25 protein-coding genes and 1 tRNA gene are annotated in these 25,612 nt (G+C 73.0%); 12 read left to right on the forward strand and 14 right to left on the reverse strand.

What is annotated here, in order from left to right:
* Nucleotides 1–121 precede the first annotated feature (121 nt).
* Both ATC03_RS13635 and ATC03_RS13640 read right to left on the reverse strand, forming a co-directional pair.
* The gene (locus tag ATC03_RS13635) at nucleotides 122–1,156 is read right to left on the reverse strand and encodes an LmeA family phospholipid-binding protein (RefSeq protein WP_084003499.1); all 1,035 of its coding nucleotides are present in this window, start codon (nucleotides 1,154–1,156) and stop codon (nucleotides 122–124) included.
* A gap of 58 nt (nucleotides 1,157–1,214) precedes the next feature.
* Complete coding sequence (locus ATC03_RS13640; protein ID WP_067878125.1) at nucleotides 1,215–2,888, reverse strand: arginine--tRNA ligase; 1,674 nt, start codon at nucleotides 2,886–2,888, stop codon at nucleotides 1,215–1,217.
* A 37-nt stretch (nucleotides 2,889–2,925) separates the two neighbouring features.
* On the opposite strand from ATC03_RS13640, the gene ATC03_RS13645 reads away from it, so the two are divergent.
* The 10 genes from ATC03_RS13645 to ATC03_RS13690 all read left to right on the forward strand — a co-directional run bounded on the left by ATC03_RS13645 (nucleotide 2,926) and on the right by ATC03_RS13690 (nucleotide 12,476).
* Nucleotides 2,926–3,567: a hypothetical protein gene (locus ATC03_RS13645; protein WP_067878128.1), complete on the forward strand. Its 642-nt coding sequence runs from the start codon at nucleotides 2,926–2,928 to the stop codon at nucleotides 3,565–3,567.
* A gap of 83 nt (nucleotides 3,568–3,650) precedes the next feature.
* Nucleotides 3,651–4,844 (forward strand): ROK family transcriptional regulator, encoded by a 1,194-nt coding sequence (locus ATC03_RS13650; protein WP_067878131.1) that lies wholly within the window; start codon nucleotides 3,651–3,653, stop codon nucleotides 4,842–4,844.
* A gap of 89 nt (nucleotides 4,845–4,933) precedes the next feature.
* Nucleotides 4,934–5,006, forward strand: a tRNA-Arg gene (locus ATC03_RS13655).
* 97 nt (nucleotides 5,007–5,103) lie between these two features.
* Nucleotides 5,104–5,649, forward strand: coding sequence for a sigma-70 family RNA polymerase sigma factor (locus ATC03_RS13660; protein ID WP_067878134.1), 546 nt, complete (start codon nucleotides 5,104–5,106; stop codon nucleotides 5,647–5,649).
* Nucleotides 5,639–6,490: a hypothetical protein gene (locus tag ATC03_RS13665; RefSeq protein ID WP_067878137.1), complete on the forward strand. Its 852-nt coding sequence runs from the start codon at nucleotides 5,639–5,641 to the stop codon at nucleotides 6,488–6,490. Before ATC03_RS13660 ends, ATC03_RS13665 begins: the two co-directional genes overlap by 11 nt.
* A 102-nt stretch (nucleotides 6,491–6,592) precedes the next feature.
* The gene (locus ATC03_RS13670) at nucleotides 6,593–8,653 is read left to right on the forward strand and encodes a TPM domain-containing protein (RefSeq protein ID WP_067878140.1); all 2,061 of its coding nucleotides are present in this window, start codon (nucleotides 6,593–6,595) and stop codon (nucleotides 8,651–8,653) included.
* 104 nt (nucleotides 8,654–8,757) lie between these two features.
* Entirely contained in the window at nucleotides 8,758–9,495 is a 738-nt protein-coding gene (locus tag ATC03_RS13675; RefSeq protein WP_067878143.1) for a PspA/IM30 family protein, read from the forward strand.
* A 120-nt stretch (nucleotides 9,496–9,615) separates the two neighbouring features.
* Nucleotides 9,616–10,503: an arginase family protein gene (locus ATC03_RS13680; RefSeq protein WP_067878144.1), complete on the forward strand. Its 888-nt coding sequence runs from the start codon at nucleotides 9,616–9,618 to the stop codon at nucleotides 10,501–10,503.
* Nucleotides 10,504–10,590: 87 nt separating this feature from the next.
* Nucleotides 10,591–12,075 (forward strand): dihydrolipoyl dehydrogenase family protein, encoded by a 1,485-nt coding sequence (locus tag ATC03_RS13685; protein ID WP_067878147.1) that lies wholly within the window; start codon nucleotides 10,591–10,593, stop codon nucleotides 12,073–12,075.
* Entirely contained in the window at nucleotides 12,072–12,476 is a 405-nt protein-coding gene (locus ATC03_RS13690) for a Fe-S oxidoreductase (protein ID WP_067878150.1), read from the forward strand. Before ATC03_RS13685 ends, ATC03_RS13690 begins: the two co-directional genes overlap by 4 nt.
* A 138-nt stretch (nucleotides 12,477–12,614) precedes the next feature.
* Here ATC03_RS13690 and ATC03_RS13695 read toward each other — a convergent pair whose 3' ends face one another.
* The 6 genes from ATC03_RS13695 to ATC03_RS13720 all read right to left on the reverse strand — a co-directional run bounded on the left by ATC03_RS13695 (nucleotide 12,615) and on the right by ATC03_RS13720 (nucleotide 19,381).
* Nucleotides 12,615–13,646 (reverse strand): iron-siderophore ABC transporter substrate-binding protein, encoded by a 1,032-nt coding sequence (locus tag ATC03_RS13695; protein ID WP_067878153.1) that lies wholly within the window; start codon nucleotides 13,644–13,646, stop codon nucleotides 12,615–12,617.
* Between the two features lie 86 nt (nucleotides 13,647–13,732).
* On the reverse strand, nucleotides 13,733–14,680 hold the full coding sequence (locus tag ATC03_RS13700; protein WP_067878156.1) for an ABC transporter ATP-binding protein: 948 nt from the start codon (nucleotides 14,678–14,680) through the stop codon (nucleotides 13,733–13,735).
* Entirely contained in the window at nucleotides 14,677–15,750 is a 1,074-nt protein-coding gene (locus ATC03_RS13705; protein ID WP_084003501.1) for a FecCD family ABC transporter permease, read from the reverse strand. The genes ATC03_RS13700 and ATC03_RS13705 overlap by 4 nt, the downstream gene beginning before the upstream one ends.
* Entirely contained in the window at nucleotides 15,750–16,862 is a 1,113-nt protein-coding gene (locus ATC03_RS13710) for a FecCD family ABC transporter permease (RefSeq protein ID WP_227820103.1), read from the reverse strand. The genes ATC03_RS13705 and ATC03_RS13710 overlap by 1 nt, the downstream gene beginning before the upstream one ends.
* Complete coding sequence (locus tag ATC03_RS13715) at nucleotides 16,859–17,845, reverse strand: siderophore-interacting protein (RefSeq protein ID WP_067878160.1); 987 nt, start codon at nucleotides 17,843–17,845, stop codon at nucleotides 16,859–16,861. The genes ATC03_RS13710 and ATC03_RS13715 overlap by 4 nt, the downstream gene beginning before the upstream one ends.
* 114 nt (nucleotides 17,846–17,959) lie before the next feature.
* The gene (locus ATC03_RS13720) at nucleotides 17,960–19,381 is read right to left on the reverse strand and encodes an amidase (RefSeq protein WP_067878163.1); all 1,422 of its coding nucleotides are present in this window, start codon (nucleotides 19,379–19,381) and stop codon (nucleotides 17,960–17,962) included.
* 50 nt (nucleotides 19,382–19,431) lie between these two features.
* On the opposite strand from ATC03_RS13720, the gene ATC03_RS13725 reads away from it, so the two are divergent.
* Nucleotides 19,432–20,076: a hypothetical protein gene (locus ATC03_RS13725; protein ID WP_152030961.1), complete on the forward strand. Its 645-nt coding sequence runs from the start codon at nucleotides 19,432–19,434 to the stop codon at nucleotides 20,074–20,076.
* Between the two features lie 22 nt (nucleotides 20,077–20,098).
* On the opposite strand, the gene ATC03_RS13730 is transcribed toward ATC03_RS13725, so the two are convergent.
* From ATC03_RS13730 to ATC03_RS13755, 6 genes are all read right to left on the reverse strand, one after another.
* The gene (locus tag ATC03_RS13730; RefSeq protein ID WP_067882225.1) at nucleotides 20,099–20,677 is read right to left on the reverse strand and encodes a GNAT family N-acetyltransferase; all 579 of its coding nucleotides are present in this window, start codon (nucleotides 20,675–20,677) and stop codon (nucleotides 20,099–20,101) included.
* 100 nt (nucleotides 20,678–20,777) lie between these two features.
* Nucleotides 20,778–21,464, reverse strand: a complete 687-nt coding sequence (locus tag ATC03_RS13735) for a uracil-DNA glycosylase (RefSeq protein WP_067878169.1) — start codon at nucleotides 21,462–21,464, stop codon at nucleotides 20,778–20,780.
* A 1-nt stretch (nucleotide 21,465) separates the two neighbouring features.
* Nucleotides 21,466–22,182 carry a Type 1 glutamine amidotransferase-like domain-containing protein gene (locus ATC03_RS13740; RefSeq protein WP_067878172.1) on the reverse strand — a complete coding sequence of 239 codons (717 nt, stop codon included), beginning with the start codon at nucleotides 22,180–22,182 and terminating at the stop codon, nucleotides 21,466–21,468.
* On the reverse strand, nucleotides 22,179–22,736 hold the full coding sequence (locus ATC03_RS13745) for a phosphoribosyltransferase (protein WP_067878175.1): 558 nt from the start codon (nucleotides 22,734–22,736) through the stop codon (nucleotides 22,179–22,181). The genes ATC03_RS13740 and ATC03_RS13745 overlap by 4 nt, the downstream gene beginning before the upstream one ends.
* A 34-nt stretch (nucleotides 22,737–22,770) precedes the next feature.
* Nucleotides 22,771–23,544: a potassium channel family protein gene (locus ATC03_RS13750; protein ID WP_067878178.1), complete on the reverse strand. Its 774-nt coding sequence runs from the start codon at nucleotides 23,542–23,544 to the stop codon at nucleotides 22,771–22,773.
* Nucleotides 23,544–24,326, reverse strand: a complete 783-nt coding sequence (locus ATC03_RS13755) for an SDR family NAD(P)-dependent oxidoreductase (protein WP_179947881.1) — start codon at nucleotides 24,324–24,326, stop codon at nucleotides 23,544–23,546. Before ATC03_RS13755 ends, ATC03_RS13750 begins: the two co-directional genes overlap by 1 nt.
* A gap of 177 nt (nucleotides 24,327–24,503) precedes the next feature.
* Here ATC03_RS13755 and ATC03_RS13760 point away from each other — a divergent pair, with 177 nt between their 5' ends.
* Nucleotides 24,504–25,562, forward strand: a complete 1,059-nt coding sequence (locus tag ATC03_RS13760; protein ID WP_227820104.1) for an acyltransferase family protein — start codon at nucleotides 24,504–24,506, stop codon at nucleotides 25,560–25,562.
* The last annotated feature ends 50 nt before the right edge of the window (nucleotides 25,563–25,612 follow it).

Here is a 25,612-nt window from a genome sequence, read left to right on the forward strand (position 1 = left end):
TCGCTCGCGGCGTGCGAACCCGGATCGATTCGGCTGAGCCTGCTGCGAACCGCCATTGTGGGGCGGCCTCCGGGGAGTCTACCGAGTGCCCGGGCAGCCGCCGAATCGGGTGACGCCCGGCTCAGTCGCAGGTGCCGAGCGCCTGCAGCGACTCCTCGCCGAGCGGGAGGTCGCTCGCCGTGACCGAGACCGTCGCCCGACCGGTCGTGATCTCGACGTCGTCGACCTGCGCGCCCGCGGGCAGGTACTTCGCCACGCACACGTCGATCGGGTTGCGGAGCAGGCTCGGCATGTTCTCGACCACGAGCGCGCGGTCGCCGGAGCCGAGCTCGACGCCGACGGGCGTGAGCAGGACCGACGTTCCTGCGGCTTCAGCCGTGGCGGTCACCGAGTACGGGATCGCGAGCCCGAGCAGTTCGAACTGCCCGGTGTAGCCGAGCGTGCCGTCGCCGAACACGATCTCGCCGTCGACGCCCGGCACCTCGACGAGCGCGTTGACGGATGCCGCGTCGGCCGTCAGGGTGCCCTCGACGAGGTCGATCGTGCCGCCTTCTTGGACGGGCACGCCGTGGGCGACGAGGTGCACGTCGATCGGGTTGCCGTCGACCTCGAGCTTCGGCGCGTCGGCCGTGATCTGCTCGAGCGAGCCGGTGAGCAGCTGCGCGAGCACCGAGAACCCGCCGATCTTCACGTCGACGTCGCCCTGCACGTTCTCGGGCAGCGACGCCTGCGCCTCGTCGGCGATGCGCTGCTCGATCGCCGAGCGCGTCAGGAGGTCGGCGACGACGAGCACCGCGACGACGACGAGCACGATCACGCCCGCGAGGATCCAGCGGCGGCGCGTGCGGCGGCGTGCCGAGTCGACGGGAGGCTTCTCCGCCGGAGGCACCGCTGCCGCCGCGCCGGCGTCTTCGGCCGGGGCGACGGGCGCGACGCCGTCGCGGATCACCTCGGTCTGCTGGTGGTCGGCCGGAAGCGGCTCGAGCACCGCGGTGGGGGCGAGCGCGTCGTCGGCCACCACGGGCTCGGGCGCCACTGGCGCGGGCGCGACGGGCTCGGGCACGACCGCTGCGGCCTCGGCGGCCTCGGCGGCTTCGTGGGGCTCACGGCCGCCCGCGGCATCCGTCTCGTCGAAGCCATCGCGGGGTGTGCTCATCGGTGCCTCCGTGCTCGTGGTGCCGGGCGTTCGTGCGTGCCGAAGCAGCGTACCGAAGTCACATGCGCTCGGGCGCGGACACTCCCACCAGGTCGAGGCCGTTGCGGAGGACCTGGCCGGTCGCGTCGTTCAGCCACAGGCGCGTGCGGTGCAGGTCGCCGATGGGCTCCTCGCCGAGCGGCAGCACGCGGCAGTTGTCGTACCAGCGGTGGTAGAGGCCGGCGAGCTCCTCGATGTAGCGCGCGACCCGGTGCGGCTCGCGCAGTTCTGCGGCCTGGGCGACGATGCGGGGGAACTCCTGGAGTGCGCCGAGCAGGGCCGACTCGGTCTCGTGCTCGAGCAGCTCGGGCGCGAAGCTCGAACGGTCGACGCCGACGGATGCCGCGTTGCGGTCGACCGCGGAGGTGCGGGCGTGGGCGTACTGCACGTAGAAGACGGGATTGTCGTTCGTGCGACGCGTGAGGATCTCGGGGTCGATCGTGAGCGGCGAGTCGGCCGGGTAGCGCGCGAGCGTGTAGCGCAGGGCGTCGGTGCCGAGCCAGGCCTGCAGGTCGTCGAGCTCGATGATGTTGCCCGCGCGCTTGGACAGCTTCGCGCCGTTGATCGAGACGAGCTGGCCGATGAGCACCTCGATGTCGCGCTCGGGGTCGTCGCCCGCGGCGCCCGCGAGCGCCTTCAGGCGGTGCACGTAGCCGTGGTGGTCGGCGCCGAGCAGGTAGATCTTGTGGCCGAAGCCGCGATCGCCCTTGTCGAGGTAGTACGCGGCGTCGGCGGCGAAGTAGGTGTACACGCCGTTGCCGCGACGGATCACGCGGTCTTTGTCGTCGCCGAAGTCCGTCGTGCGCACCCACACGGCGTCGTCCTCGTCGTAGACGTGGCCCTGCGCGCGCAGGCGCTCGACGGCCGTGTCGACGTCGGAGAGGCCGTCGTCGTGCTTCGCGTGCAGTCGGCGCTCGCTGGTCCACACGTCGAAGTGCACGTTGAAGCGCTCGAGCGACTCGCGGATCTCGCCGAGCTGGAGCTCGTAGGCGATCTCCTTCGCCGTGTGCATGGCGATGTCGTCGGCGAGGGCGAGCAGGTTCGGCTCGCGCTCGAGCACGCGGGTCGCGAGGTCGGCGATGTAGCTGCCCGGGTACCCGCCCTCGGGGGTCGGCTCGCCCTTCGCGGCCGCGAGCACCGACAGGCCGAAGTTGTCCATCTGGTTGCCCGCGTCGTTGATGTAGTACTCGTTCGCGACGTCGGCGCCCGCGGCGCGGAGCACGCGGGAGATGGCGTCGCCGAGCGCGGCCCAGCGGGTGTGGCCGATGTGCAGCGGGCCGGTGGGGTTCGCCGAGACGAACTCGAGGTTGATGCGCTCGCCCGCGAGCTTGTCGGTGCGGCCGTACGCGGCGCCGGCGTCGACGATGGTCTTCGCGAGCGCGCCGGCGGCGGCCGCGTCGAGGCGGACGTTGATGAAGCCCGGGCCGGCGACCTCGGCGCTCGTGACGCCGTCGACGCCCGCGAGGCCGGCAGCCAGCTCGGTCGCGATCTCGCGCGGGTTCGAGCCGAGCGGCTTCGCCAGGCGCATGGCGATGTTCGACGCCCAGTCGCCGTGGTCGCGGTTCTTCGGGCGCTCGAGCACGATCTGCTCGGGCGAGAGCGACAGCTCGACCTCGGCGCCGGCTTGGCGACGTCGCTCGACCATGGCGGTCACGAGGTCGAACAGGGCGCGCGAGAGGTCGTCGGGAGTCACCCGCAAATCCTACCGTTCGACGTTGTACAGTCTGTCCATGCCTCGCCCCGCCCTGCGCCGCCCTGCCCGAAGCCTCCGTTCCGTCATGGGTTCGACGATGCTCGTCGCCGCCGCCGTGGCGCTGCTGAGCGGGTGCAGCCCGACCGGCGCCGAGCCCACGCCGTCGGCCTCCGCCCCGGCGAGCGGCTCGCCCGCGGCATCCGACCCCGCGGTCACGCCCGAGCCCACCGAGAGCGTCGATCCGCCCACGCCGTTCGCGATCGCCTGCGACGCGCTCGCCACGCCCGACCAGCTGTACGCGTTCAACCCGAACTTCGGCGCCGCGCCCGACTACGCGCCGACGGCGGCGACCATCAAGACCGTGGCGACGGATGCCGCGGGCACCGCGTGCGGGTACCTCAACCAGACGAGCGGCGATCTCATCGAGGTCGCCGTGGCGACACCGTCGGCCACCGCGCTCACGGCGTACGCCAACGAGGCGGCGGCGTCGAGCACCGCGGTGCCGACGTACGGCACGCCGCCCGCCGTCACCGGCTTCTTCGAGCACAGCGGATCGAACGGCCAGGTGCAGGTCTTCACGGGCGCCTACTGGGTCGTGCTCGACTCGGTCGAGTTCTTCGAGCCGGGCGACGCGCAGCGACTCGTCGAGGCCGTGCTCGCGAACCTCCCGGCGAGCTGAGCCGGCCCGACGAGGCGCCCGAACGAGCAGCATCCGATCGAGCTGAACCCACCCGAGCTGGACCCGACCCGAGGAGCGACGCGGTGACGCCGAACACACCTGGTACCCCGTCCTGGCTCGGCGCGGTCAACGACCGGGCGGGGCTGACCGTGCTGCTCGATCACGGACCGCTCACGCGCAACCGCATCTGCGAGCTCGTCGGCGTCTCGAAGCCGACGGCGTCGCAGATGATGAGCCGGCTGCTGCAGCTCGGGGCGATCGAGGAGCAGGGCCTGCTCGCGGGCTCGGCCGGCCGTGCGGCCGTCGTCTACGCGGCGCGCACCGACCGACGCGTGGGCGTCGCACTCGACCTCGACGCGTTCGAGCTGCGCGCGACCGTCGTCGACGCCGCCGGCACCGAACGGCCGACCGTGCGGATGCCGCTTCCGCGGGACCCGACGGCGCGATCCGCCGTCGAGGAGGTGCGCCGGGCGATCCACGCCGCGAGCGCGGCCGCCGGAACCTCGCCGGACGCGGTGCGCACGGTGTGCCTCGGCATCCCCGGCTACGTCGACCCCGGCGCGGGCGGCGAGCTCTTCAGCGAGACGCTGCCCGGCTGGCCGGTGCGGGGCCTCCGAGGCATCCTCGAAGCCGACCTCGACCGGACCGTGCTCATCGAGAACGACGTGAACCTCGCCGCCCTCGCCGAGCGCGAGGTGGGCGTCGCCGTCGGCCGCGACGTGTTCGCGCTGCTCTGGCTCGGCAACGGCGTCGGCGCCTCGTTCGACGTCGCGGGCGACCTGCACCGTGGCTCCTTCGGCGGCGCGGGCGAGATCGGGTTCCTGCCGGTCTCGTCCGAGGCGAACATCATCGACCCCGCCGCACGCACGGTGCAGGACCTGGTCGGCGGGCGGGCGGTCGCGCTCCTCGCCCAGCGCCACGGCATCCGCGCCGACGGGTTCCACGCCGCACGAGAGGCGCTCGCCGAGCCCGGTGCCGACGAGGCGCGACGCGCCGTGTTCGAAGACCTCGCCGTTCGCGTGGCCCACGTCGCGCTGCCCGTGATCGCGACCCTCGATCCCGGCCTGATCGTGCTCTCGGGCCCGACCGCGAACCTCGGCGGCGAGGCGTTCGCCGAGGCGGTCGCGGGCGGCATCCGTCGCATCAGCCGGTGGTACCCGGAGGTGCGCGCGACCGGCGTCGAGGGCGACGCCGTGCTGCGCGGCGCGAGGAGCCTGCTCGGCAGCCGTGTGCGCGAGGAACTGCTCGACTCGGTCGCCGCGCTCGGCCGGGCCTGACGCCGCGCTCGGCCAGGCCCGAGCCCGCCGTCGCAGCGCCCCCGCGTTCGGAACGACCCCGCGAACGGTGCTAGTGTTGCTGGCTGTGCGCCTCCGTAGCTCAGGGGATAGAGCGCCGGTTTCCGGTACCGTAGGTCGGGGGTTCGAATCCCTCCGGGGGCACAGAATCCCGTCGATTTCGACGGTCACCCAACGAAACGCGTCAGCTGTTCGTCTCTTCAAGTGACGGCGGAACCACCGCCGTCGGGAGGAGCCCGACTTGGCCCGCACCTGGGACGACGTCGCGACACGACTGGTCGCCGAACGCGGTGATGCGCTCACGCGCTACGCGTACCTGCTGACCGGCAGCGCCGACGACGCCGCCGACCTCGTGCAGGACGCCCTCGTTCGCACCTTCGGCACCCCGCGGTTCCAGCTCGACCTGCCGCGCGCCGAGGCCTACGTGCGGCGCGCGATCCTGAATGCGGTCATCGACCGGTCCAGGCGCGAGGGCACCTGGCGGCGGGTGCGGCATCTGGCCGTCGCGCCGTCGGTCGCCATGCCGGAGTCGGCCGGCACCGACGAGCGCCTCGACCTCATGCGTCGCGTGCGGTCGCTCGCGCCGCGTCAGGCCGCGTGCATCGTGCTGCGGTACTACGAGGACCTCACGGTCGACCAGGTCGCCGCGACGCTCGGGCTCAGCTCCGGCGCCGTGAAGCGGTACCTGAGCGATGCGCTGCGTGCGCTCTCCTCCTCGATCCTCGCGTCGGATGCGGCAGCCCCGCGTCCGGCGCCCATCCGGACGGAGGGTGACCATGTCGCCTGACCCCCACTCCCCCGATCCCTCGTCGCGCGATCCGCTGGGGCTCTCCGAGGCGCTCGCCCGCGATGCGGATGCCGCGGCCGGGCGCCCGGTCGACCTCGACGCCGTGCTGCGCGGCAGCCGCGACCGCCGTCGGCAGCGCAGGCGCACGCTCGTCACGGCGACCGCGTCGGTCGCCGGCTTGCTCGTCGTCGGCGCGCTCGCGTTCGGCGTGGGCTCGATGACGCCGAACCTCGCGACCACCGCGGGCTCGAGCGCCGAGGACGCCCCCGTGTCCGAGAGCGCCGACGGCCTCGACGGGTCGTCGGCCGGCCCTGAGGCCGTCGCCCCGCGCGACGGCGAGCAGTTCGGCGACGACCTCCTCGTCGTCGGCGCCGACTCGCTGAACCGCTGCGGTGCGCCGATCGCGCCGGCGACGGATGCCGCGGCCGCGCCGGTCTCGATCGTGCTCGTCGCCCCGGCCGGGCCGGTCGCGCCCGGCGCCGAAGGCGTGGTGCGCGTGCGCCTCGTCAACGAGGGCACGACGACCGTCGAGGGATCCGTGCGGCCGGCGCCGGCGGTGACCGTGTCCGACGCCGGCACGACCGTGTGGCATCCGTCGCTCGCCGTCGGCGAGCCGTCCGTGCCGGTGCGGCTCGCGCCGGGCGAGCAGCTCGAACTCGAGGCGCGGTTCGCCGCGGCATCCTGCACCGCCGCCGACGAGCGAGCCGGCGCGGTCATGGCCGACCTGCCTCCGCTGGACCCTGGCGCCTACGAACTCTCGGCCGTCGTCCCGTTCGTCGCCGCACCCGGTTCGACGCCGGTGCTGATCGTGTCGCCGACGGTGCCGGTGACGGTCGGCTGAACCGGGGCCGACGGCGCGCGGGCCGCTCGGTCGTGGACGGCGTCGGCGGCGCGCCATAGACTCGAAAGCGGTCCGTTTCCGGGGTCTGGAAGGCATTGGTGCATGACGTCGAACCGTCGTAGTCCGGCGATCATCACGAGCCTGCTCGGAGTCGCCCTCGCGCTCGGAGGGGCGGTGCTCGGCGGCGTCGTGCTCGCCCCGACGGCCCCCGCGTGGGCCGAGGACCCGGTCGACTTCGGCTCGACCCCGATCGTCGACACGGTCGGCGCCCTCGGAGACCGCACCGACGAGGTGCTCGCCGCGATCGAGCAGACGTACGACGCCACCGGCCACCAGCTCTTCGTGGCCTACGTGAGCGAGTTCACGAACCCCGAATCGGCCGTCACCTGGGCCAACGACACCGCGGTCGCCAACAACATGGGCGACGAGGACTACCTGCTCGCCGTCGCCGTCGACGGCCGCGCCTACTACCTGTCCGCGGCCGACGGCGCAGAGATCTCCGACGCCGACCTCGACCGCATCAGCAGCGAGGTCATCGAACCCGAACTCGCCGACGACGACTGGGCGGGCGCCGCGATCGCCGCAGCGCAGGCGCTCGACACGAGCAGCTCGGGCTCGGGTTGGGGCTGGGTGTGGTTCCTCGTGATCGCCGCAGCCGTGGTCGCGGTCATCGCGATCGTGCTCTCCCGAAGGTCCAAGAAGAACCGGGCGACGGATGCCGCGGGCGGCGGCCCCGGCGCCGCTCCCCTCGTGCCGCTCGACGACCTGCGGCGCACGGCCGGGTCGGCGCTCGTGCAGGCCGACGACGCCGTGAAGACGAGCGAGGAGGAGCTCGGCTTCGCCACCGCCTCGTACGGCGATGAGGCGACCGCCGCGTTCCGCGCCGCGCTCGCGGCCGCGAAGGCCAAGGTCGCCGAGGCGTTCGGCCTGCAGCAGCGACTCGATGACGACACGCCCGACACCGACGCCGACCGCCGCGCCGCCTACGAGGGCATCATCCGGCTCACGGGCGAGGCCGACGCCGCGCTCGACGAGCAGGCCGAGGCGTTCGACGCCCTCCGCGACCTCGAGCGCAACGCGCCGGCCGAACTCGAACGCGTCACCGCCGAGACGACGGCCGCCGAGGCCGCGATCGGGCCCGCCGCCGAGCGCCTGCGTGCGCTCGGGCAGGCGTATGCGGCATCCGCCCTGGCCGCGGTCGCCGACAACCCGGCGCAGGCGAGCTCGCGCATCGCGTTCGCGACCGAGGCCCTCGCGCGGGCACGGCAGGCCGTCGCGGCCTCGCAGAGCGCCGATGCGGCCGTCGCGATCCGCGCGGCCGAGGAGTCCTCCGACCAGGCCGTACTGCTCGCGCGCGCCGTCGACCGGCTCGCCGACGAGCTCGCACAGGCCGATCGCGCGATCGACGCCGGCATCGCCGACCTCGAGGCCGACGTCGTCACCGCACGCGAGCTCGGCGGCGGCGCGGCGCAGACCGCCGAGCGCACCGCGGCCGCCGCGGCCGAGCTCCGCGCCGCCTCCACGGCTGCCCTCCGCGACCCGCTCGCCGCCGGCGCGCGGCTCGCCGCCGCCAATCATGAGATCGACGCGGTCATCGCCGGGGCCCGCGAGGCCGCCGAGCAGGCCGCACGCGCGCAGGCGCTGCTCGAACGGTCCATCGCCGGCGCGCGCGTGCAGGTGCAGACCGCCGAGGACTACCTCGTCGCGCGCCGCGGAGCCGTCGGCACCGAGGCCCGCACCCGACTCGCCTCGGCCGCGCAGCTGCTGCAGCAGGCCCAGACCGGCACCGACCCGGAGCTCGCACTCGAGGCGGCCCAGCGCGCGGAGCGCCTCGCGTCCGAGGCGCTCTCGCTCGCCCGCAACGACGTCGAGGGCTTCGGCGGCGGGTTCGGCGGCTCGGGCGCCGCGCCCGGATACGGCGCCGGCCGCGGCTCCTCCGGCGGCGGCGACCTCATGGGCGCCGTGCTCGGCGGGATCCTCATCGACTCGATGCTCGGCGGCGGCCGACGCTCCTCGGGCGGGTCAGGCGGGTTCGGCGGCTTCGGCGGCGGATCCTCCGGCGGCGGGTTCGGCGGCAGCAGCCGCTCCGGCGGCGGGCGCTCGGCCGGCAGCTTCGGCGGCAGCGCGACGCGCGGTCGTCGCGGAAGCGGGGGGCGATTCTGACCAACCGGCACCTCGCATCCGGCGGCGACGACGCCAGCCCGCGGCATCCGCTCAGCATCTGACGACGACCTGTACGTGACCAGCACCCGACGAAAGGAACCATCATGACCAAGCAGTCCATCTTCGGAAGGATCTCCACCCTTCTCCGCGCGAACGTGAACGCGCTCATCGACCAGGCCGAAGACCCGCAGAAGATGCTCGACCAGATGGTACGCGACTTCACGAACAGCATCGCCGACGCCGAGGCCGCGATCGCCGAGACCATCGGCAACCTGCGCCTGCTCGAGGACGACCACCGCGAAGACGTCGAGGCCGCCCGCACGTGGGGCGAGAAGGCGATCGCGGCGAGCCGCAAGGGCGACGAGCTGCGCACCGCGGGCGACACCGCCGGCGCCGACAAGTTCGACAACCTCGCCAAGGTCGCCCTCGGGCGCCAGATCTCGGCCGAGAACGAGGCGCGTGCCGCCGAGCCGCAGATCGCCTCCCAGACCCAGGTCGTCGACCAGCTGAAGTCCGGCCTGAACGGCATGAAGGAGAAGCTGGTCCAGCTGAAGAACAAGCGGTCCGAGCTCGTCGCCCGGGCGAAGACCGCCGATGCGCAGCGCCAGGTGCACGACGCCGTGAAGTCGATCGACATCCTCGACCCGACGAGCGAGCTCGGCCGCTTCGAAGACAAGATCCGTCGCGAGGAGGCCGTCGTCCGCGGTCAGGCCGAGCTCGCCGCGTCGAGCCTCGACGCGCAGTTCAACGAGCTCGACGACCTCGGCGAGCTCACCGAGGTCGACGCGCGTCTCGCCGCCCTCAAGGCCGGGGGCGGCAGCCAGGGAGCGATCTCCGGCTGAGCCGCGATCCCGCTCGACGATGCGCCCGCCGATCCGGCGGGCGCATCTTCGCGTGAAGAACCAGCCGGTCGAGATCGGAACGGTTGGCGCCGGCCGTTCGGATCGCGGGATACTGGGCTCATGCCCGCAACGTTCGTCGTCGTCCCGCTCTGGCAGGGCTCCATCTCCTCCCGCGCGATGAGCCTCGCCGATGGCGCAGCGGCCATCCGGGGCGATCTCCCCGCGAACGCGACCGTCACCGTCGAGGTGCCCGTCGAGGCCGGCGAATCGCTCGGCACGGGCATCCGCCGCTACAGCGCGGTGCTGCGAACCCGGGAACGCACCGAAGAGGCCCTCGCGGCCGTCACGGGCACGGCCATCACGGTCGGCGGCGACTGCGGCGTCGCGCTTCCCGGCGTGGCCCACGCGGCACGTCGATCGAACGGCGGGCTCGCCGTGCTCTGGCTCGACGCGCACCCCGACCTCAACACCCCCGACTCCTCGCCGTCGGGCGGCTTCGGCGGCATGGCCCTGCGCCACATCGCCGGCGAGGGCGCCGACGGCCTCGCCCTCGAGGGCGAGAGCCGGGTCGCCCCGAATCGGCTCGTGCTCGGCGGCGTGCGCGCGATCGACGCCGAGGAGCACCGCTTCATCGACGAGCACGGCATCGACGTGCTCACCGTCGAGGACCTCTCCGACCCGAGCGTCGTCATCGCCTCGCTCGAGGCCACGGGCGCCTCGCGCGTGTACGTGCACATCGACCTCGACGTGCTCGACCCCTCGGCGCTCGCCGGGCTGTCCTACCCGATGCCCTTCGGCGTCGACGCGACGACCCTCGTCGCGCTCGTGAAGGCCGTGGTCGCACGATTCCCCCTCGCGGGCGCGGCGATCACCGGATTCGCCCCGAGTACGCCCGAAGCCGCCGACGACGACCTGCCCACGATCCTGCGACTCGTGGGCGCGCTCGCGAGCGGTGCCGCGGCCGATGCCGAGGGCGACCCCGCGGCATCCGTCGCACCTCAGGCCTGACCTCGTCGCGCAAGGGGGTGCGGCCGCCCCGATGGCGTGCCTAGGCTTGGACCATCCGTCCGCACCGGCGGGTGCGAGAGGAGACCGATGCAACGCGAAGTCGACGTCGTCATTCTCGGCGCTGGACCCGTGGGCGAGAACGTCGCCGACCGGGTTCGCGCCGCCGGACTCGAGGTGGTGATCGTCGAGCACGAACTCGTCGGCGGCGAATGCTCGTACTGGGCGTGCGTGCCCTCGAAGGTGCTGCTGCGCAGCGCCGCGGCCCTGCGCGCAGCCAAGCGCGTTCCGGGCGCGGCCGAGGCCGTCACGGGCGACCTCGACGTCGAGGCTGTGCTGCGTCGGCGCGACTCCTGGGTCTCCGACTGGGACGACCACGGCGCGGTCGGATGGCTCGACGACGCCGGCATCGGGCTCGAGCGCGGGCACGGGCGCCTCGACGGGCCGAAGCGCGTGGTCGTCACCCGCGACGGCGACGACGAGCGCGACGAAGCGGTGACCTTCGTGGCCCGGCACGCCGTGATCGTGGCGACCGGCTCCGACCCGGTGATGCCGTCGATCGAGGGCCTGGCCGAATCCTCGCCGTGGACGAGCCGCGAGGCGACGAGCGTGGAACGCCCGCCCGCGAGACTCGCGATCCTCGGCGGCGGCGTGGTCGCGTGCGAGATGGCGACCGTGTTCGCGGGCTTCGGCACCGAGGTGGTCGTGCTCGCGCGCAGCGGGCTGCTCGGCGCCATGGAGCCGTTCGTGGGCGACGCGGTGACCGCGGGCCTCAGAGGGCTCGGCGCGACGGTGCGCACGGGCGTGCAGGCCACGCTCGTCGAGCGCACGGCCGACGGCGAGGTCGTGCTCACGCTCGACGACGGATCGACCGTGGTCGCCGACGAGGTGCTCGTGGCGACCGGCCGCAAGCCCCGCACCGACGCGATCGGCCTCGAGACCGTCGGGCTCGAACCCGGCGACTGGCTACGGGTCGACGAGGGCATGGCGGTCGAGGGCGTGCCGGCCGAGCCCTCCGGCGAGAATGATTCCGGCTCGGGCACCCCGTGGCTCTACGCGGCGGGCGACGTGAACCATCGCGCCCTGCTCACCCACCAGGGCAAGTACCAGGGGCGCGCGGCGGGCGACCTCATCGCGGCGCGCGCCGCGGGGCATCCGGTCGACCTCGCCGAATGGGGCGTGCATGCCGCGACGGCCGACCACGTGGCAGTGCCGCAGGTCGTCTTCGCCGAGCCCGAGGCGGTCGCGGTCGGGCTCACCGAGGCGGCCGCGACGAAGGCCGGTCGCTCGGTGCGCACCGTGGAGGTGTCGATGACCTCCGCCAGTGGTGCCGGCATTCTCGCCGACGGCTACGAGGGCCGAGCGAAGCTCGTGATCGACGACGAGCTCGGCACCGTGATCGGGGCGACCTTCACCGGGCAGGATGTCGCGGAGCTGCTGCACGCCGCGACCGTCGCGATCGTCGGCGAGGTGCCCGTCGAACGGTTGTGGCACGCGGTGCCGTCGTTCCCGACGATGAGCGAGATCTGGTTGCGGCTGCTCGAGGCCGACGGACGACCGGAGGCCCGGGCATGAGCCGGAGCCCGATCCGGCTCACCGATTCACCCATCAGCCGCGCCGGCTTCTGGTGGGCGACGTGCGTGGGCTTCGTGTGGGGCTCGCTCTGGAGCACGGGCCGCGTCGAGCGCCGCAACGGCCTGTTCGTGTTCACGGGCATGCCGAAGTGGACGTTCGGCCGCGGCGGCTCGTGCGTCGGCGCCTGCTACCTCACGAACCGCAACGACTCCGACATCGTGCTCGGCCACGAGGCCGTGCACAAGCAGCAGTGGCTGAAGTACGGCATGCTGCTGCCGTTCCTGTACCTGCTCGCCGGCCGCGATCCGCTGAAGAACCGGTTCGAGATCGAGGCCGGGCTCGAGGCGGGCGGGTACCTGCCGAAGCGACGGCGACCGGATGCCGCGCGGCGGGCGCGCTGAGCGAACGACTCGCACTGCCCGGCGCGCCGCGCCGCGGCATCCGCTCGCCCTGATGGCGTTCGGGCACGTGCGTGAGACGACGACGGCCGGCGAGCCCCGCAGAACGGGATTCGCCGGCCGTCGGCCGCCGATGGGCGACTACTCGGCGAGCACCCCGGCGATCGAGTCGATGAGCGTGGGCATGCCGCCCTCCCACTTGAAGCTGAGCGCGGTCGGCGGCGAGACCGACGACACCGTCACGGGGTCGTAGACCTGGGCGACCTTGCCGGCCGCGACGGCGGGGATCGCCTGCGTCTCGGGCTTCGTGAGCAGGGCCTCGGCCTCCTCCTTCGAGTTGGAGTAGTTGACGATGAAGTCGGCGTCGAGCTTGTCGAGCTGCTCGTAGCTCAGCTCGTAGAAGAAGCCGCCGTCGCTCGTGTCGAGTTCGGCGACGCTCGGGGCCACTTCGAGGCCGAGCTCGGTGAGGATCGCGATGCGCGGGTCGGCCCCGGTGTAGACGTAGACGAGTCCGTCGCCGTCCCAGATGCCGGCGAAGGTCTTGCCCGCGAACTCGGGGTGCTTCGCGGCCTCGTCGGCCAGGTAGCCGTCGATCTCGTCGAGCACGGCCTCGCCCTCGGCCTCGCGGCCGAGCGCGGTCGCGGTGATCGAGATGGTGTCGTCCCACGGCGTGGTCCAGGGGGCCTCGGGGTAGGCGACGACGGGCGCGATGTCGCTGAGCGTGTCGTACTGCTCCTCGGTGAGGCCCGAGTACGGTGCGACGATGAGGTCGGGCGCCGCCTCGATGAACTCCTCGTAGGGGATGGTCGCGCCGCCCTCGTCGTCGTTGATGACGACGGGGTGCTCGACGCCCGCGGCGTCGTAGGCTTCTTCGACCCACGGCAGCAGGTTGCCCTCGCCGACGGTCCAGCTCTGCTCGGCGACCGCAACCGGGTACACGCCGACGGAGATCGCGGCCTCGGTGGAACCCCAGCCCCAGGTGGCGACGCGCTCGGGTGCGGCCTCGATGACGGTCTCGCCGAACGCATGCTCGATCGTGATCGGGAAGCCGGTGCCGACGGCCGAGTCGGAGGCCGAGGTGGACTCCTCGGGCGTACCGGAGGCGCAGGCGGTCAGGGCCAGGGCCGCGGCGGCGAGGCCGGCCACGGCGATGAGCGGACGTCGAAGACGCACGGAGAACTCCTCGGTTCGATGGGTGGGGATAAGGCAAGGCTAACCTAATAGCTATTCGCGGGCGAACCGGCGACGTCACGGGCGCATCACGATTCGCGCGACGCTCCCCCGTCGAGCGAGGCCCCGTCGAGCGCGGCCGTGTGGAGCGCCGCCGTGTGGAACCGGCCGACGGGCACGATCATGGGCGACCCCGCGACCGGATCAGGGATCACCGACGCCTCGAGCGCGAAGGCCCGACGCACGGTCTCGGGGGTGAGGATGTCGGCGGGGCCGCCCTCGGCGATGATCGACCCGGCCGACATCACCACCAGGTGGTCGGCGTAGCGCGCCGCGAGGTTCAACTCGTGGAGCACCATCACGACCGTCGTGCCGCGCTCCCGGTTCAGGTCGGTGAGCAGGTCGAGCAGCTCGAGCTGGTGCGTCACGTCGAGGTAGGTCGTGGGCTCGTCGAGCAGCACGATGTCGGTCTGCTGCGCGAGCACCATGGCGATCCAGACGCGCTGGCGCTGGCCGCCCGAGAGCTCCTCGAGGCGACGCTCGGCGAGGTCGGCGATGCCCGTCGCGGCCAGGGCCTCGGCCACGAACCGGTCGTCGTCGCTCGAGTGCCGGCCGAACCAGCCCTGGTGCGGGTAGCGCCCGCGGCCCACGAGCTCGGCCACGCGCACGCCGTCGGGCGCGATCGAGGACTGCGGCAGCATGCCGACCCGGCGCGCGAGCTCTCGGCGCGGCATCCCCGCGACGTCGCGGCCGTCGAGCGTGACCCGGCCGCCCTCGAGCTGGTGCAGACGGGCGAACCCGCGCAGCAGGGTCGACTTGCCGCACGCGTTGGGGCCGACGATCGCCGTGATGCGCCCGTTCGGGATGACGAGGTCGAGCCCGTCGATGACCCGGCGGCCGTCGTACCCGAGGCTGACGCCCTCGGCGGCGAGGCCGACGGGCTCGGAGGCGAGGGCGGAGCGCGACGGTGTCGACGGTGTCGCCGACGACGCCGTCGACGGGTCCGACGGCGGAACGGATGCGGGGAGTGCGGTCATGCGCGGCCCCTCCTCTCGGTGCGGGCGAGCAGCCACAGCATGTAGGGCGCGCCGATCAGCCCGGTCACGATGCCGACGGGCGCGGTGAAGTCCGGCAGGGCGAACTGGCCGATCACGTCGGCGCCGAGCGTGAGCACGGCGCCCGTCATGACCGACGCGGTGAGCGCGGCGCTGCCGTCGTCGACGAGTCGCCGCGCGATGGCGGGCGCGATGAGCGCGACGAACGCCACGGGCCCCGCGACGGAGGTCGCGATCGCGATGAGCAGCACGGCGATGAGCAGCAGGATGCCGCGGCGCACGTTCGTGCGCACGCCGAGCGAGGACGCGTGGTCGTCGCCGAGCGCGAGCACCGGCAGCCCGTGGGCGAACACGGCGGCGAGGAGGCATCCGATGACGACCCCGATCATGAGGATCGTGAGCGCATCGCCGCGCACATCGGAGACGCTGCCCACGGTCCAGAGCAGGGCCGCCTGCGCCTGCCGGATCTCGGCGCGCGCGAGCAGCCAGGCGATGAGCGAGCCGCACACGTAGGCGAGCCCGACGCCCACGAGCACGAACCGGATGCCGTGCAGGCCCTGTCGCCACGCGGTCGCCCAGATGATCAGCGCGACGAGGAGCGCGCCGGCGAGCGCGAAGCCCGACACGACGACGCCCGCGAGGCCGAGCCCGAGGATCGCCCAGACGGCGCCGAGGCTCGCTCCGGTCGAGACGCCGAGGATGTCAGGGCTCGCGAGCGGATTGCGGAGCACGGCTTGGAACACCGCGCCGGCGAGGCCGAACGCGGCGCCGACGAACACGGCCGCGAGGATGCGCGGCAGCCGCAGCGTGAAGACGACGAGCTGCTCGGTGCGGTCGCCCTGGCCGAAGAGGGTCGCGAGCACGCGGTCGGGCGACACGCTCGCGGCGCCCGACGAGATCGCGATGAGCGCGAAGGCGAGTCCGAGGGCCGCGCCGACGACGAGCGTGACGACGAGTCGCCGCCGGTTGCGACGGCGGACGGCTGCCACGGTCAGCCGCACGGCCTCGACATCACGGACAGGCGTGGTGACGGCTTCGGTCGTCGTCGTCATCACAGTCCCGCCACGGTTCGGCTTCTCGCGATCGCGATGAGCACGGGGGCGCCGAGGAACGCGGCCACGACCCCGGCTTCGAGCTCGGCGTTCGGCACGATGAGCCGGCCGATGACGTCGGCCGCGAGCAGCATGATCGGTCCGAGCAGCAACGCGGTCGGCATGATCCACCGGTAGTCGGCGCCCACGAGCCGCCGCGCGGCGTGCGGCACGACGAGGCCGACGAGGGCGATCGGCCCGGCGAGCGCGGTCGCGGTGCCGCAGAGCAGCACGAGCGCGATGCCGGCGATGAGCCTGGTGGTGCCGACGCGCTGGCCGAGCGAGTTCGCGACGTCGTCGCCGAGGGCGATGAGGTTGAGTCGGTTGGCGAGCACGAACGCGACGACCGCCCCGACGAGGATGAACGGCCAGAGCACGGCGGCGACGTCGAGGCCTCGCCCCGTGAGCGAGCCGACGGCCCAGAAGCGGTACTGGTTGAACGTCTCGGGGTCGCGGATCAGCACGAGCGCGATGAGGGGCGTGATGAACGCCGTCACCGCGGCGCCGACGAGTGCGAGCCGAACGGGCTGCCCGCGACCGATCGAGAACACGACCGCCGCCGCCGCGGCCGCACCGCCGAACGCGAACCAGATGTACCCGAGCGGCGAGCTCACCCCGAGCACGGCGATGCAGAGCACGACGGCGAGCGAGGCGCCGGAGTTGAGGCCGAGCAGGCCGGGGTCGGCGATCGGGTTGCGCGTGACGCCCTGGATGAGGGTGCCCGCGAGGCCGAGTGCGACGCCGGCGAGCAGGCCGATGACGGTGCGCGGCACCCGCAGCTGCCAGACCACGTTGTGGTCGGCGTTCGCCGGATCGCGCCCGATGACGGCCTGCCAGACGACGCCGGGGTCGATCGAGCGCACGCCGAGGGCGAGGCTCGCCGCGACGATCACGAGGAGCGCCAACGCGCACGCGGCGAGCACGACGATCGCCCGGCCGGAGCCGACCCGACGCGCGCGTCGCCGCACCGGCGGACGGGCGGATGCGTCGTCGGCTCTCGCGGCGTCGGCGCTCGAGACGTCGGCGTCGGTCCGCGACGCCGTCGTGCCCGACACGGCCTGCGGGCCGCTCACTCGAGTTCGGCGCGCCCGCGGCGCCAGTAGCCCATGAACGCGACCTGGCGGCGGTCGAGCCCGGCCTCGCGCACGAGGAACCGGCGGAGGCCCGTGATGACGGAGGCCTCGCCCGCGAGCCACGCGTAGCAGGCGCCGTCGAGGCTGTGCCCGTCCGGCACGTCCCACAGGGGCGTGTCGGGGAGGTCGTCGCGTTCGGCGGCGGCGAGCGCGGCGGCCGACTCGTCGGTGCCCGCCCGCGTGACGCCGAGATCGGCGAGGTGGCGCACGACCCAGTCGCGCACGGCGGGTGCGAGCAGCGAGCCGTGCTCGGCGGAGGTGTGGGCCTCGACGGCACCCGCGGCTCCGTCGCGCGCGAGCCAGCGCACCTCGACGCCAGCGGGGGCACGCACCTCGAGCCGGTCGCCCGACTCGGGAACTTCGAGGAACGCCGCCCCTGAGGCGTCGGCGGGCAGCGACTCGAGGATCGCGCAGATCGCGGGGGTCGCGGTCTCGTCGCCGGCCAGCAGCAGGGTGTCGACCTCGCCCGGCCGCCAGTCGATTCCGGCCGTGCGGCCGGCGCCGAACTCGTCGGGGCCGATGAGCACGATCTCGTCGCCGGGCTCCGCACGTCCGGCCCAGGTCGAGGCCGGTCCGACGTCGCCGTGGCAGGCGAAGACGATGTCGACCTCGAGCTGCTCGGGTCGCACGGCGCGCACGGTGTACGTGCGGAACGGATTGCGCTGCTCGCCGGGCAGTTCGCGCCATGTGGTGTACCAGTCCAGGCCGTCGGGGAACGAGGCGAACCCGTTCGACGCGAGCGGCAGCACGACCTTGACGCGCTGGTCGAGGCCGGCCGTGCCGAAGTCGGCCAGGTCGTCGCCCGTGAACGTGACGTTCACGAAGGTCGGCGTCAGGCGCTCGACGCGCGCGACGGTCACCGCGAAGTTGCGGTACGCGGGTCGGTCGCGACGACGAGGAGCTTCGACGACTGAGGTAAGCATTACCTAAGTCTGACACACGGGCTCGCGGCATCCGAACCGGCGATGGGCTCGCGGCATCCGAACCGGCGATGGGCTCGCGGCATCCGAACCGGCGATGGGCTCGGCCGCGAGTCGTCACCAGATGGGCGGATGCCGCGGCGCGCGCCGCAGACGACGTTCGAGCTGCGCCGCGAGCGCGAAGAGCGTCGCCTCGCCTCCGGGCCGCCCGATGAGCTGGACGCCCATGGGCAGCCCCGACTCGGTGAACTCGACCGGGATCGTGATCGCCGGAAGCCCCGCGACATTGACGAACGACGTGAACGGCGTGACCTGCACCTGCTGCGCGAAGTTGCGCTCGCCGTCGTCGCCGTCGTACCAGCCCACGGCCGGCGGCGTGAGGGCGAGCGCGGGCGTCAGCACGGCGTCGTACGACGCGAAGCGCGCGATCGTGCGCCGCTCGAAGTCGGACAGCCACGAGAGCGCCTCGGCGAGCTGCCTCGCCGGCAGCGCGCGCCCGCGTTCGAGCAGCCACTGCGTGAGCGGTTCGAGACGCTCGAGCCGCTCGTCGTCGACGGGGATGGTCGCGGCACCCGCCTGCCAGATCGTGCGGAACGCGTCGGGGTAGCCGGGCTCGGGGGCCGACGGCACCTGCTCGACGCCGTGGCGGGCCGCGTCGAGCACCGAGATCGCGCGGTCGAGCGCCGAGCGCGCCTCCGGCGCCACGGTGATCTCGTACCCGTCGTCCCACGGGGTCTCGGTCAGCACGCCCACCTGGAACCGGCCCTCGCCGCGGATCGCCTCGCCCAGGTACGGCCCGTCGTCGCCGGGCGCGCGCACCGCGAACGGGTGGGCGACGGGGTACCCGGCGGGGGCGATGATGCCGTCGAGCAGCAGTGCGGTGTCGGCGACCGTGCGGCCGATCGCCCCCACGACCCCGAGGCCGGCGAGCCCGCCGAGCCCGGATCCCGACGGCACGCGTCCGCGCGACGGCTTGATGCCGACGAGCCCGCACACGGCGGCCGGGATGCGGATCGATCCGCCGCCGTCGGATCCGGGCGCGAACGGGAGCATGCCGGCGGCGACGGCCGCCGCCGCTCCCCCGCTGGAACCTCCCGCCCCGAGCGCCGGATCCCACGGGTTCCGCGTCGGACGCCCGATGAGCGCCTCGGTGTACGACGGCAACCCGAACTCGGGCGTCGCGGTCTTGCCGAGGCTCACGGCGCCGGCGGCGTCGACGGCCTGCACGAGGTCGTCGGAGGCATCCGGCACGAAGCCCTCGAATGCGCGGGAGCCGAACGCGGTCGGCACCCCCGCCCGCGGGTGGAGGTCCTTGTCGGCGAGCGGCATGCCCCAGAGCGGCGCGGTCCGCGGCACGTGCGCTTCGACGAACCGGGCGCGTTCGAGCGCGAGCTCGGGCGTGAGCGTCGCGAACGCGGCCACCGCCGGGTCGAGTCGCTCGGCGCGTTCGAGGTAGTGCTCGGCCAGCTCGACGGGCGACACCTCCCCGCGCTGGAGCAGTCGGTGCAGTTCGAGGGCGGTCAGCTCGTGCAGTTCCACGCGTCGAGCCTACGACCGCCGGCGCCCCGCCTCCCGCTAGCATGTCGCCCGTGGGCACGAATCCGGTCACGAAGAGGGTCACGAGCTCGATCACGCGGCATCCGCTGATCTGGGGCGTCGGGTGGAGCGTCGTGTTCGGCGCGGCGCTCGTCGTCGCGGTCTCCCTCGACTGGCACGGTCTGATCGACTGGCTCCTGATCGGCCTGCTCGTGCTGCCGTCGACGATCGCGACCGTGCTCGTGCTGGCGGCGACGCCGAGAACGCATTTCGAGGAGATGAGCTCGGTGTTCTCGCACTTCTTCGTGCGCTACCTCGCGCTCGTCTTCGGCCTGACCGCGTGGGGGCTCTCGGTGGTCGTCGGCGCGGCGATCTCGCAGTCGATCCAGCTCGGGGCCGAGGGCAAGGAGGACGAGATCATCGGCATCGGGCTCGACCTCATGCTCGTCGTGGTGCCGGTCGTGGCCGCCCTGCTGTGGGCGGCCTTCGTGCTGCGCTGCGCGTGGTTCCTCGTGCGGGTGCGGGGCTGGGCCGAGGTGCCGACGGCCGATCGGGTGCCCCCGCACCTGTTCGAGAGGCGACCGGCGCTCCGCCGGGTCGTGGTCGGTCTCGCCCATCCCGTGCTCTTCGCGGTGACCGGGCTGGTCGTGGCGATCGCGGGGCCCTCGGGAGCCGGGACCCTCGAGATCACCTTCTGACGGTCTCCTCGACCGTCGCCTGTTACTTCAGCGAGCGCTGCAGCAGCACCGTGCCGAGCCACCGGTCGAACTTGAATCCGACCCGGCCCATGCGCCCGATCTCGGTGAACCCGAACTTCTCGTGCAGCGCGATCGACGCCTCGGCGCCCTGGTCGGCGATGACGGCGAGCATCTCCTTGAGCCCGGCGGCCTTCGACCGCTCGATGAGCTCGCCGAGCAGCGCACGGCCGAGCCCCTTGCCGGCGGCGGCGGGCCCGAGGTAGATCGAGTTCTCGACCGTGAACCGGTAGGCCCGCTTCGGCTTCCAGGGCGCGACGAGCGCGTAGCCGAGCAGCTGACCCGACGGCGACTGGGCGACGATGAAGGGCATGCCCTGCTTGGTCAGGGCTGCGAACTTCGCCTTCCACTCCCTGAGCGTCATCGCGTCTTCATCGAAGGTGACGGTCGAGTTCGCGACGTAGTAGTTGTAGATCTCCCGCACGGCGGGCAGGTCGGCGGCCACGGCGTCGCGGATCTCGAAGGTGAACGGCGCCTCGGGCTGCGGCGGCTTGCGCAGGTGCGGCGGCAGCCGGCGGCGCATCTGGTATTCCTCCTCGAGCATGGCGACCACCCTACGCCGCGCAGGTCACGGGCAGATTTCCGAGGGGCGGATGTCGCAGCTCGAACTCCGAGGGGCGGATGCCGCGGCATCCGCCCGGCGATCAGTCGAGCGCCCAGTCGACGGGCGTCGCGCCCTGCGCCGCGAGCAGCTCGTTCGCACGGCTGAACGGCTTCGAGCCGAAGAACCCCCGGCGGGCCGACAGCGGACTGGGGTGCGCGGACTCGATCACGGGCGTGTCGCCGAGGAGCGGCTTCAGCTGTTGGGCGTCGCGCCCCCAGAGGATCGCGACGAGGGGCGTGCCGCGTGCGACGAGCGTGCGGATCGCGTGGTCGGTGACCTGCTCCCAGCCTTTGCCGCGGTGCGAGCCCGCTTCGCCCGGGCGCACGGTCAGCACACGGTTCAGCAGCATGACGCCGTTGCGGGTCCACGGCGTCAGGTCGCCGTGCGCGGGCGGCACGACTCCGAGGTCGGCGGCGAGCTCGGCGTAGATGTTGCCGAGGCTCCGCGGCAGCGGGCGCACGGCACGGTCGACCGCGAACGAGAGGCCGATCGGATGCCCAGGGGTCGGGTACGGGTCCTGGCCCACGATGAGCACGCGAACGTCGTCGAGCGGTGCGGCGAACGCCCGCAGCACGTGGTCGCCGGACGGCAGGTAGCCGCGCCCGGCCTCGGTCTCGGCGCGGAGGAAGTCCCCGAGGCGTGCGATGTCGGGTGCGACCGGGGCGAGCGCCCGCGCCCACGAGGGGTCGACGAGCCCGCGCGTCGCGAGCTCGTCGAGGCTCGCCACGTCAGGCGCCGATGGTCGAGACCAGCACGCCGCCGTCGCCGGGGAGGACGCGCCAGACGCTGCCGGATCCGACGACCCGCAGTCCGCCTTCGCCGATGACGAGCACGGTGCGCTCGTCGATGCCGAGCGCGCTCTCGATGAGCCCCGACTCGACGGCCGCGACGAGGCGGGAGAGGTTGCCGCGCTGGGCGACGTGCGCGTCGACGGACACGTCGATGAGCCCGAGCCCGGCCTCGACCTCGATCTCGGTCCCGGCCTCGCCGGGTTCCTCGGGAGCGACGACGACGCCGTCGATGCGCGACCCGCCGCCGAGCGACCCCTCCGCGGCGATCATCGCCCCGGCCGAGATGCCGAGGTACGGCACGCCGCTCGCGACCTGTCGCCTGATCTCGCCGAAGACCGGCTCGATACTCGCGCGGACCTCTTCGACGATGCCGCCGCCGACGACGATGCCGTCGACCTCGGCGATGGACGCGAGCTCGACGTTCGCGCCGCGCTCGGCCGCGGTCAGCTGGGCGTCGAACTCACCCGCGGCGCGCAGGACCCCGACCAGCACCTCGGCCTGTTGCACGCCGCCCGGATGCACCGAGAGCACCGCGATGCGGGGCCGGGCACGCCCCTCGGCGCGCCCGCGAGTCGCCGCCTCGGCGAAGAACGGCGCATACAGCCCGGCGTGCTCGGCGCTCAGCGCGCCGCCGCCCACGAGATGCACGCTCATGCGATCGACCCGTCGGCGGCGGCCGCGACGCGCGCGACCACGTCGGGCACCTGCACGGGCGGCAGCGCCGACCAGGGGAAGACGATCCAGTCGTCGGTGCGCTTGTAGTCGAAGTCGGGCTCGAGCACGGTGTGCGACTTCGTGTAGAGCGTCGCGCTGCGCACGTCGGCGCCCGCGTCGCCGAGGATGCCGACGACCTTCGCGAGCGTGCGCCCCGAATCGGAGACGTCGTCGACGAGGAGCACGCGCTTGCCGCTGAGGGCCGGCGCGTCGAGCATCGGCGGGTGCAGCACGGGCTCGGGCAGTCGTTCGTCGACGCCCGAGTAGAACTCCACGTTGATCGAGCCGCAGGCCTTCGTGCCGAGCGCGTAGGCGATGGCGCCCGCGAACAGCAGCCCGCCGCGCGCGATCGCGATCACGACGTCGGGCCGGAACCCCGAGCCGAGCACATCGGCCGCCACCTGCCGCGAGGCCACCGCGAAGTCGTCCCAGGTGAGGATCTCGCGCCGGATCCCGTCGCCGGTCGTGCCGGCGTCATTCGCATCGAACGTCATGCTCCAAGGCTAGTCGGCGCGCCGCCGACGCCGGTCAGCGATCGCGGTCGTCGCGTGAGCCGCCAGCCGGTCGGTCGTCGGCGACCGGTTCGTCTGCGGCATCCGGAGTCCCGAGCATCTCGAGCATCGCGCCCGCACCGCTCGCATGGTGCGAGCGCACCTGGCTCACCTTGTCGCCGATGTACGAGATGACCGTCGCCGACGCGGTGCCGACGATGACGACGCCGCCGGCCATGAGGAAGACCGCGTACAGGCGCCCCTCGGTCGTGATCGGGTACATGTCGCCGTAGCCGACGGTCGCGAGCGTGACGATCGCCCACCATACGGAATCGCCGAACGTCGTGATCGTCGCACCGGGCGCATCGCGCTCGGCCTGCAGGGTCGCGAGCGCGACGAAGTAGACGAAGACCACGGCGTAGGTCGTGCCGTAGATGATGATGTTGGCGCGCACCGCCGCGCCGCTCCGGCGCTGCAGGTACGGCACCTGGCGCAGCAGTGCGAGCACCCGGAACGCCCGGAACACCGGCACGATCGCCGAGAGCATGTCGATCGGATGCGTCCGCACGAACGCCCACCGGCCGCCGCGCGGCGTGAGCGAGATGCGCACGATGACATCGGCCACGAACACCAGCCAGGCCGCGATGAGCGAGATGAACAGCACCGAGCCGGGGCCGCGCGGAATCCACGGCGCGAGCACGTAGACGGTGTACGCGGCGATGTAGACCGCGCCGAGCACCACGAGCGGCACCGTCGTGACGCGCTCCCAGGCGTCGCGGCGAGGCGCCGGCATCGCGGGCCGGGCGGCCATCAGTCCTCCGTGCGCACGGTCAGCGGTCCCTTGGCGACGAGGTGCGGCGCGGACTGCGCGACGGGCTTCACCACGATGAGGTCGAGGTCGACGTGCCGCGGCTTCGTGACCGCGTCGACGATGACCTCGGCGATGTCCTCGGCCACGAGCGGCTCGGGCACGCTCGAGTAGACGGCGTCGGCCCTCGCCCGGTCGCCGCCGAAGCGCACGAGCGCGAACTCGTCGGTCTTCACCATGCCCGGCGCGACCTCGATGACGCGCAGCGGTTCGCCGTTGAGTTCGAGCCGCAGCACCGCGGTGAGCGCGTGCGCCGCGAACTTCGCCGCGTTGTACCCGCCGCCGCCGACGTACGCCGTGTGACCGGCGATCGAGGTCACGTTCAGGATGTCGGCGACGCCCCGCTCGACCGCACCCCGCCGCAGCAGCGGCAGCAGGGCCGAGATCACGCGCTTGACGGCGAGCACGTTGACCTCGAACATCCACGCCCAGTCGTCGACGTCGGACCGCTCGACGCTGTCGAGCCCCTTCGCGCCGCCCGCGTTGTTCACGAGCGCGTGCACCCCGCCCGTGGCCTCGAGGTGGTCGCGGAGCGCCTCGACGTCGGCCTGCACGGTGAGGTCGGCGACGAACACCTCGGCGCCGGTCTCCGCGGCGAGCGCCAGCAGGCGGTCCTCGCGGCGCGCGACGCCCAGGACGCTCCAGCCCGCGGCCCGGAACGCGCGCACGGTGGCCGCCCCGATGCCCGAACTCGCACCCGTCACGACCACTCGCAGTTCACTCATGGCCCCATTCTGCCGTGCGAGGGGCGGATGCCGCGTGCATGCGCCGTGCGCCGTCGCACGCCGCGCCGCGCAGACGGGCAACCTTCCCGGCCCGGCCGACCTGCGGCATCCGGCGCTCTGCGCTTGAATGGAGCGATGCACGGAACCGGCACGGCACGACCTCATACCAGGCGACGCGTGCCGCTCTGGGACAACGCCCGCTGGATCGCGATCACGCTCGTCGTGATCGGCCACGGCATCCTGCCGCTGATCGCCGAGTCCGACAGCGCCTACAGCGTCTACCTGTTCATCTACTCGTTCCACGTCGCCGTCTTCGTCACGGTGAGCGGGTACTTCGCGAAGTCGGGGCCGCCGAACGCGAAGGCGCTGCGGCAGATCATGACCGACATCGTCTTCCCGTTCTTCATCTTCGAGACGATCTGGAGCCTCATCAAGTGGCTCCTCGGCGGCGAGTTCGCGCTCGATTTCACGACGGCGTCGTGGACGCTCTGGTTCCTCATCGCGCTCGCCGTCTGGCGCATCGTGCTGCCCTACCTCGTGCTGCTGCGGTATCCGCTCGTCATCGCGATCCTCATCTCGATCGGCGCGGGGTACACCGAGACCATCGACTCGACGCTCGCGCTCTCGCGCACGCTCGGCATGCTGCCGTTCTTCGTGTTCGGCTGGAAGCTGCGCCAGTGGCAGGTGACCGACCGCTGGCTCGACCTCGGTCCGGCGGTCGCCTGGCGCTGGCGGGCCGGCGCGATCGTGCTGCTCGGAGCCGTGCTCGCGTTCATGCCGGCGACGATCGAGACCCTGCGCGACCTGAAGCTGCGCCGGTTCATGCTGTACGACGAGTCGTACCAGGCGATCGGCTACGACGAACCGTGGTCCGGCGCCATCCGCCTGGTGCTGCTGCTGCTCGCGATGCTCCTCACGATCGCGTTCCTGTTGCTCATGCCGCGCGGAAAGCACTGGTTCACGGCCTTCGGCGGCGCGACGATGTACATCTATCTGCTGCACACCTTCGTGCTCTATCCGTTCCGCGAGACCCCCGTGCTCGCCGGCGAGCAGCCGTTCTGGGTGCTGCCCGCGATGATGCTGTTCTGCATCGGCCTCTCGATCGTGCTCGCGCTGAAACCCGTGAGGCGGGTGTTCCGGCCGCTCGTGCAGCCGCGGGCGCGATGGCTCTTCCGCCCCGAGCCATCGACGGCGACCGGCACGATCGTGCTGCCGCCGCAGCCCGACGAACGCTGAGCGCCGGGCGCGGCGCGGCGCGACGGCCCGTGACGCCGTGTTTCCCCGGC

Source organism: Agromyces aureus (assembly GCF_001660485.1).
GTDB classification, from domain to species: domain Bacteria; phylum Actinomycetota; class Actinomycetes; order Actinomycetales; family Microbacteriaceae; genus Agromyces; species Agromyces aureus.

Excerpts from the sequence above, each read along its gene's own strand:
- ATC03_RS13665 (WP_067878137.1), top strand. The coding sequence starts at position 5,639 with ATGTCGCCTGACCCCCACTCCCCCGATCCCTCGTCGCGCGATCCGCTG.
- ATC03_RS13670 (WP_067878140.1), top strand. The coding sequence starts at position 6,593 with ATGACGTCGAACCGTCGTAGTCCGGCGATCATCACGAGCCTGCTCGGA.
- ATC03_RS13635 (WP_084003499.1), bottom strand. The coding sequence starts at position 1,156 with ATGAGCACACCCCGCGATGGCTTCGACGAGACGGATGCCGCGGGCGGC.
- ATC03_RS13675 (WP_067878143.1), top strand. The coding sequence starts at position 8,758 with ATGACCAAGCAGTCCATCTTCGGAAGGATCTCCACCCTTCTCCGCGCG.
- ATC03_RS13700 (WP_067878156.1), bottom strand. The coding sequence starts at position 14,680 with ATGACCGCACTCCCCGCATCCGTTCCGCCGTCGGACCCGTCGACGGCG.
- ATC03_RS13715 (WP_067878160.1), bottom strand. The coding sequence starts at position 17,845 with ATGCTTACCTCAGTCGTCGAAGCTCCTCGTCGTCGCGACCGACCCGCG.
- ATC03_RS13645 (WP_067878128.1), top strand. The coding sequence starts at position 2,926 with ATGCCTCGCCCCGCCCTGCGCCGCCCTGCCCGAAGCCTCCGTTCCGTC.
- ATC03_RS13705 (WP_084003501.1), bottom strand. The coding sequence starts at position 15,750 with ATGACGACGACGACCGAAGCCGTCACCACGCCTGTCCGTGATGTCGAG.
- ATC03_RS13690 (WP_067878150.1), top strand. The coding sequence starts at position 12,072 with ATGAGCCGGAGCCCGATCCGGCTCACCGATTCACCCATCAGCCGCGCC.
- ATC03_RS13730 (WP_067882225.1), bottom strand. The coding sequence starts at position 20,677 with ATGCTCGAGGAGGAATACCAGATGCGCCGCCGGCTGCCGCCGCACCTG.
- ATC03_RS13680 (WP_067878144.1), top strand. The coding sequence starts at position 9,616 with ATGCCCGCAACGTTCGTCGTCGTCCCGCTCTGGCAGGGCTCCATCTCC.
- ATC03_RS13750 (WP_067878178.1), bottom strand. The coding sequence starts at position 23,544 with ATGGCCGCCCGGCCCGCGATGCCGGCGCCTCGCCGCGACGCCTGGGAG.
- ATC03_RS13755 (WP_179947881.1), bottom strand. The coding sequence starts at position 24,326 with ATGAGTGAACTGCGAGTGGTCGTGACGGGTGCGAGTTCGGGCATCGGG.
- ATC03_RS13685 (WP_067878147.1), top strand. The coding sequence starts at position 10,591 with ATGCAACGCGAAGTCGACGTCGTCATTCTCGGCGCTGGACCCGTGGGC.
- ATC03_RS13740 (WP_067878172.1), bottom strand. The coding sequence starts at position 22,182 with ATGAGCGTGCATCTCGTGGGCGGCGGCGCGCTGAGCGCCGAGCACGCC.
- ATC03_RS13745 (WP_067878175.1), bottom strand. The coding sequence starts at position 22,736 with ATGACGTTCGATGCGAATGACGCCGGCACGACCGGCGACGGGATCCGG.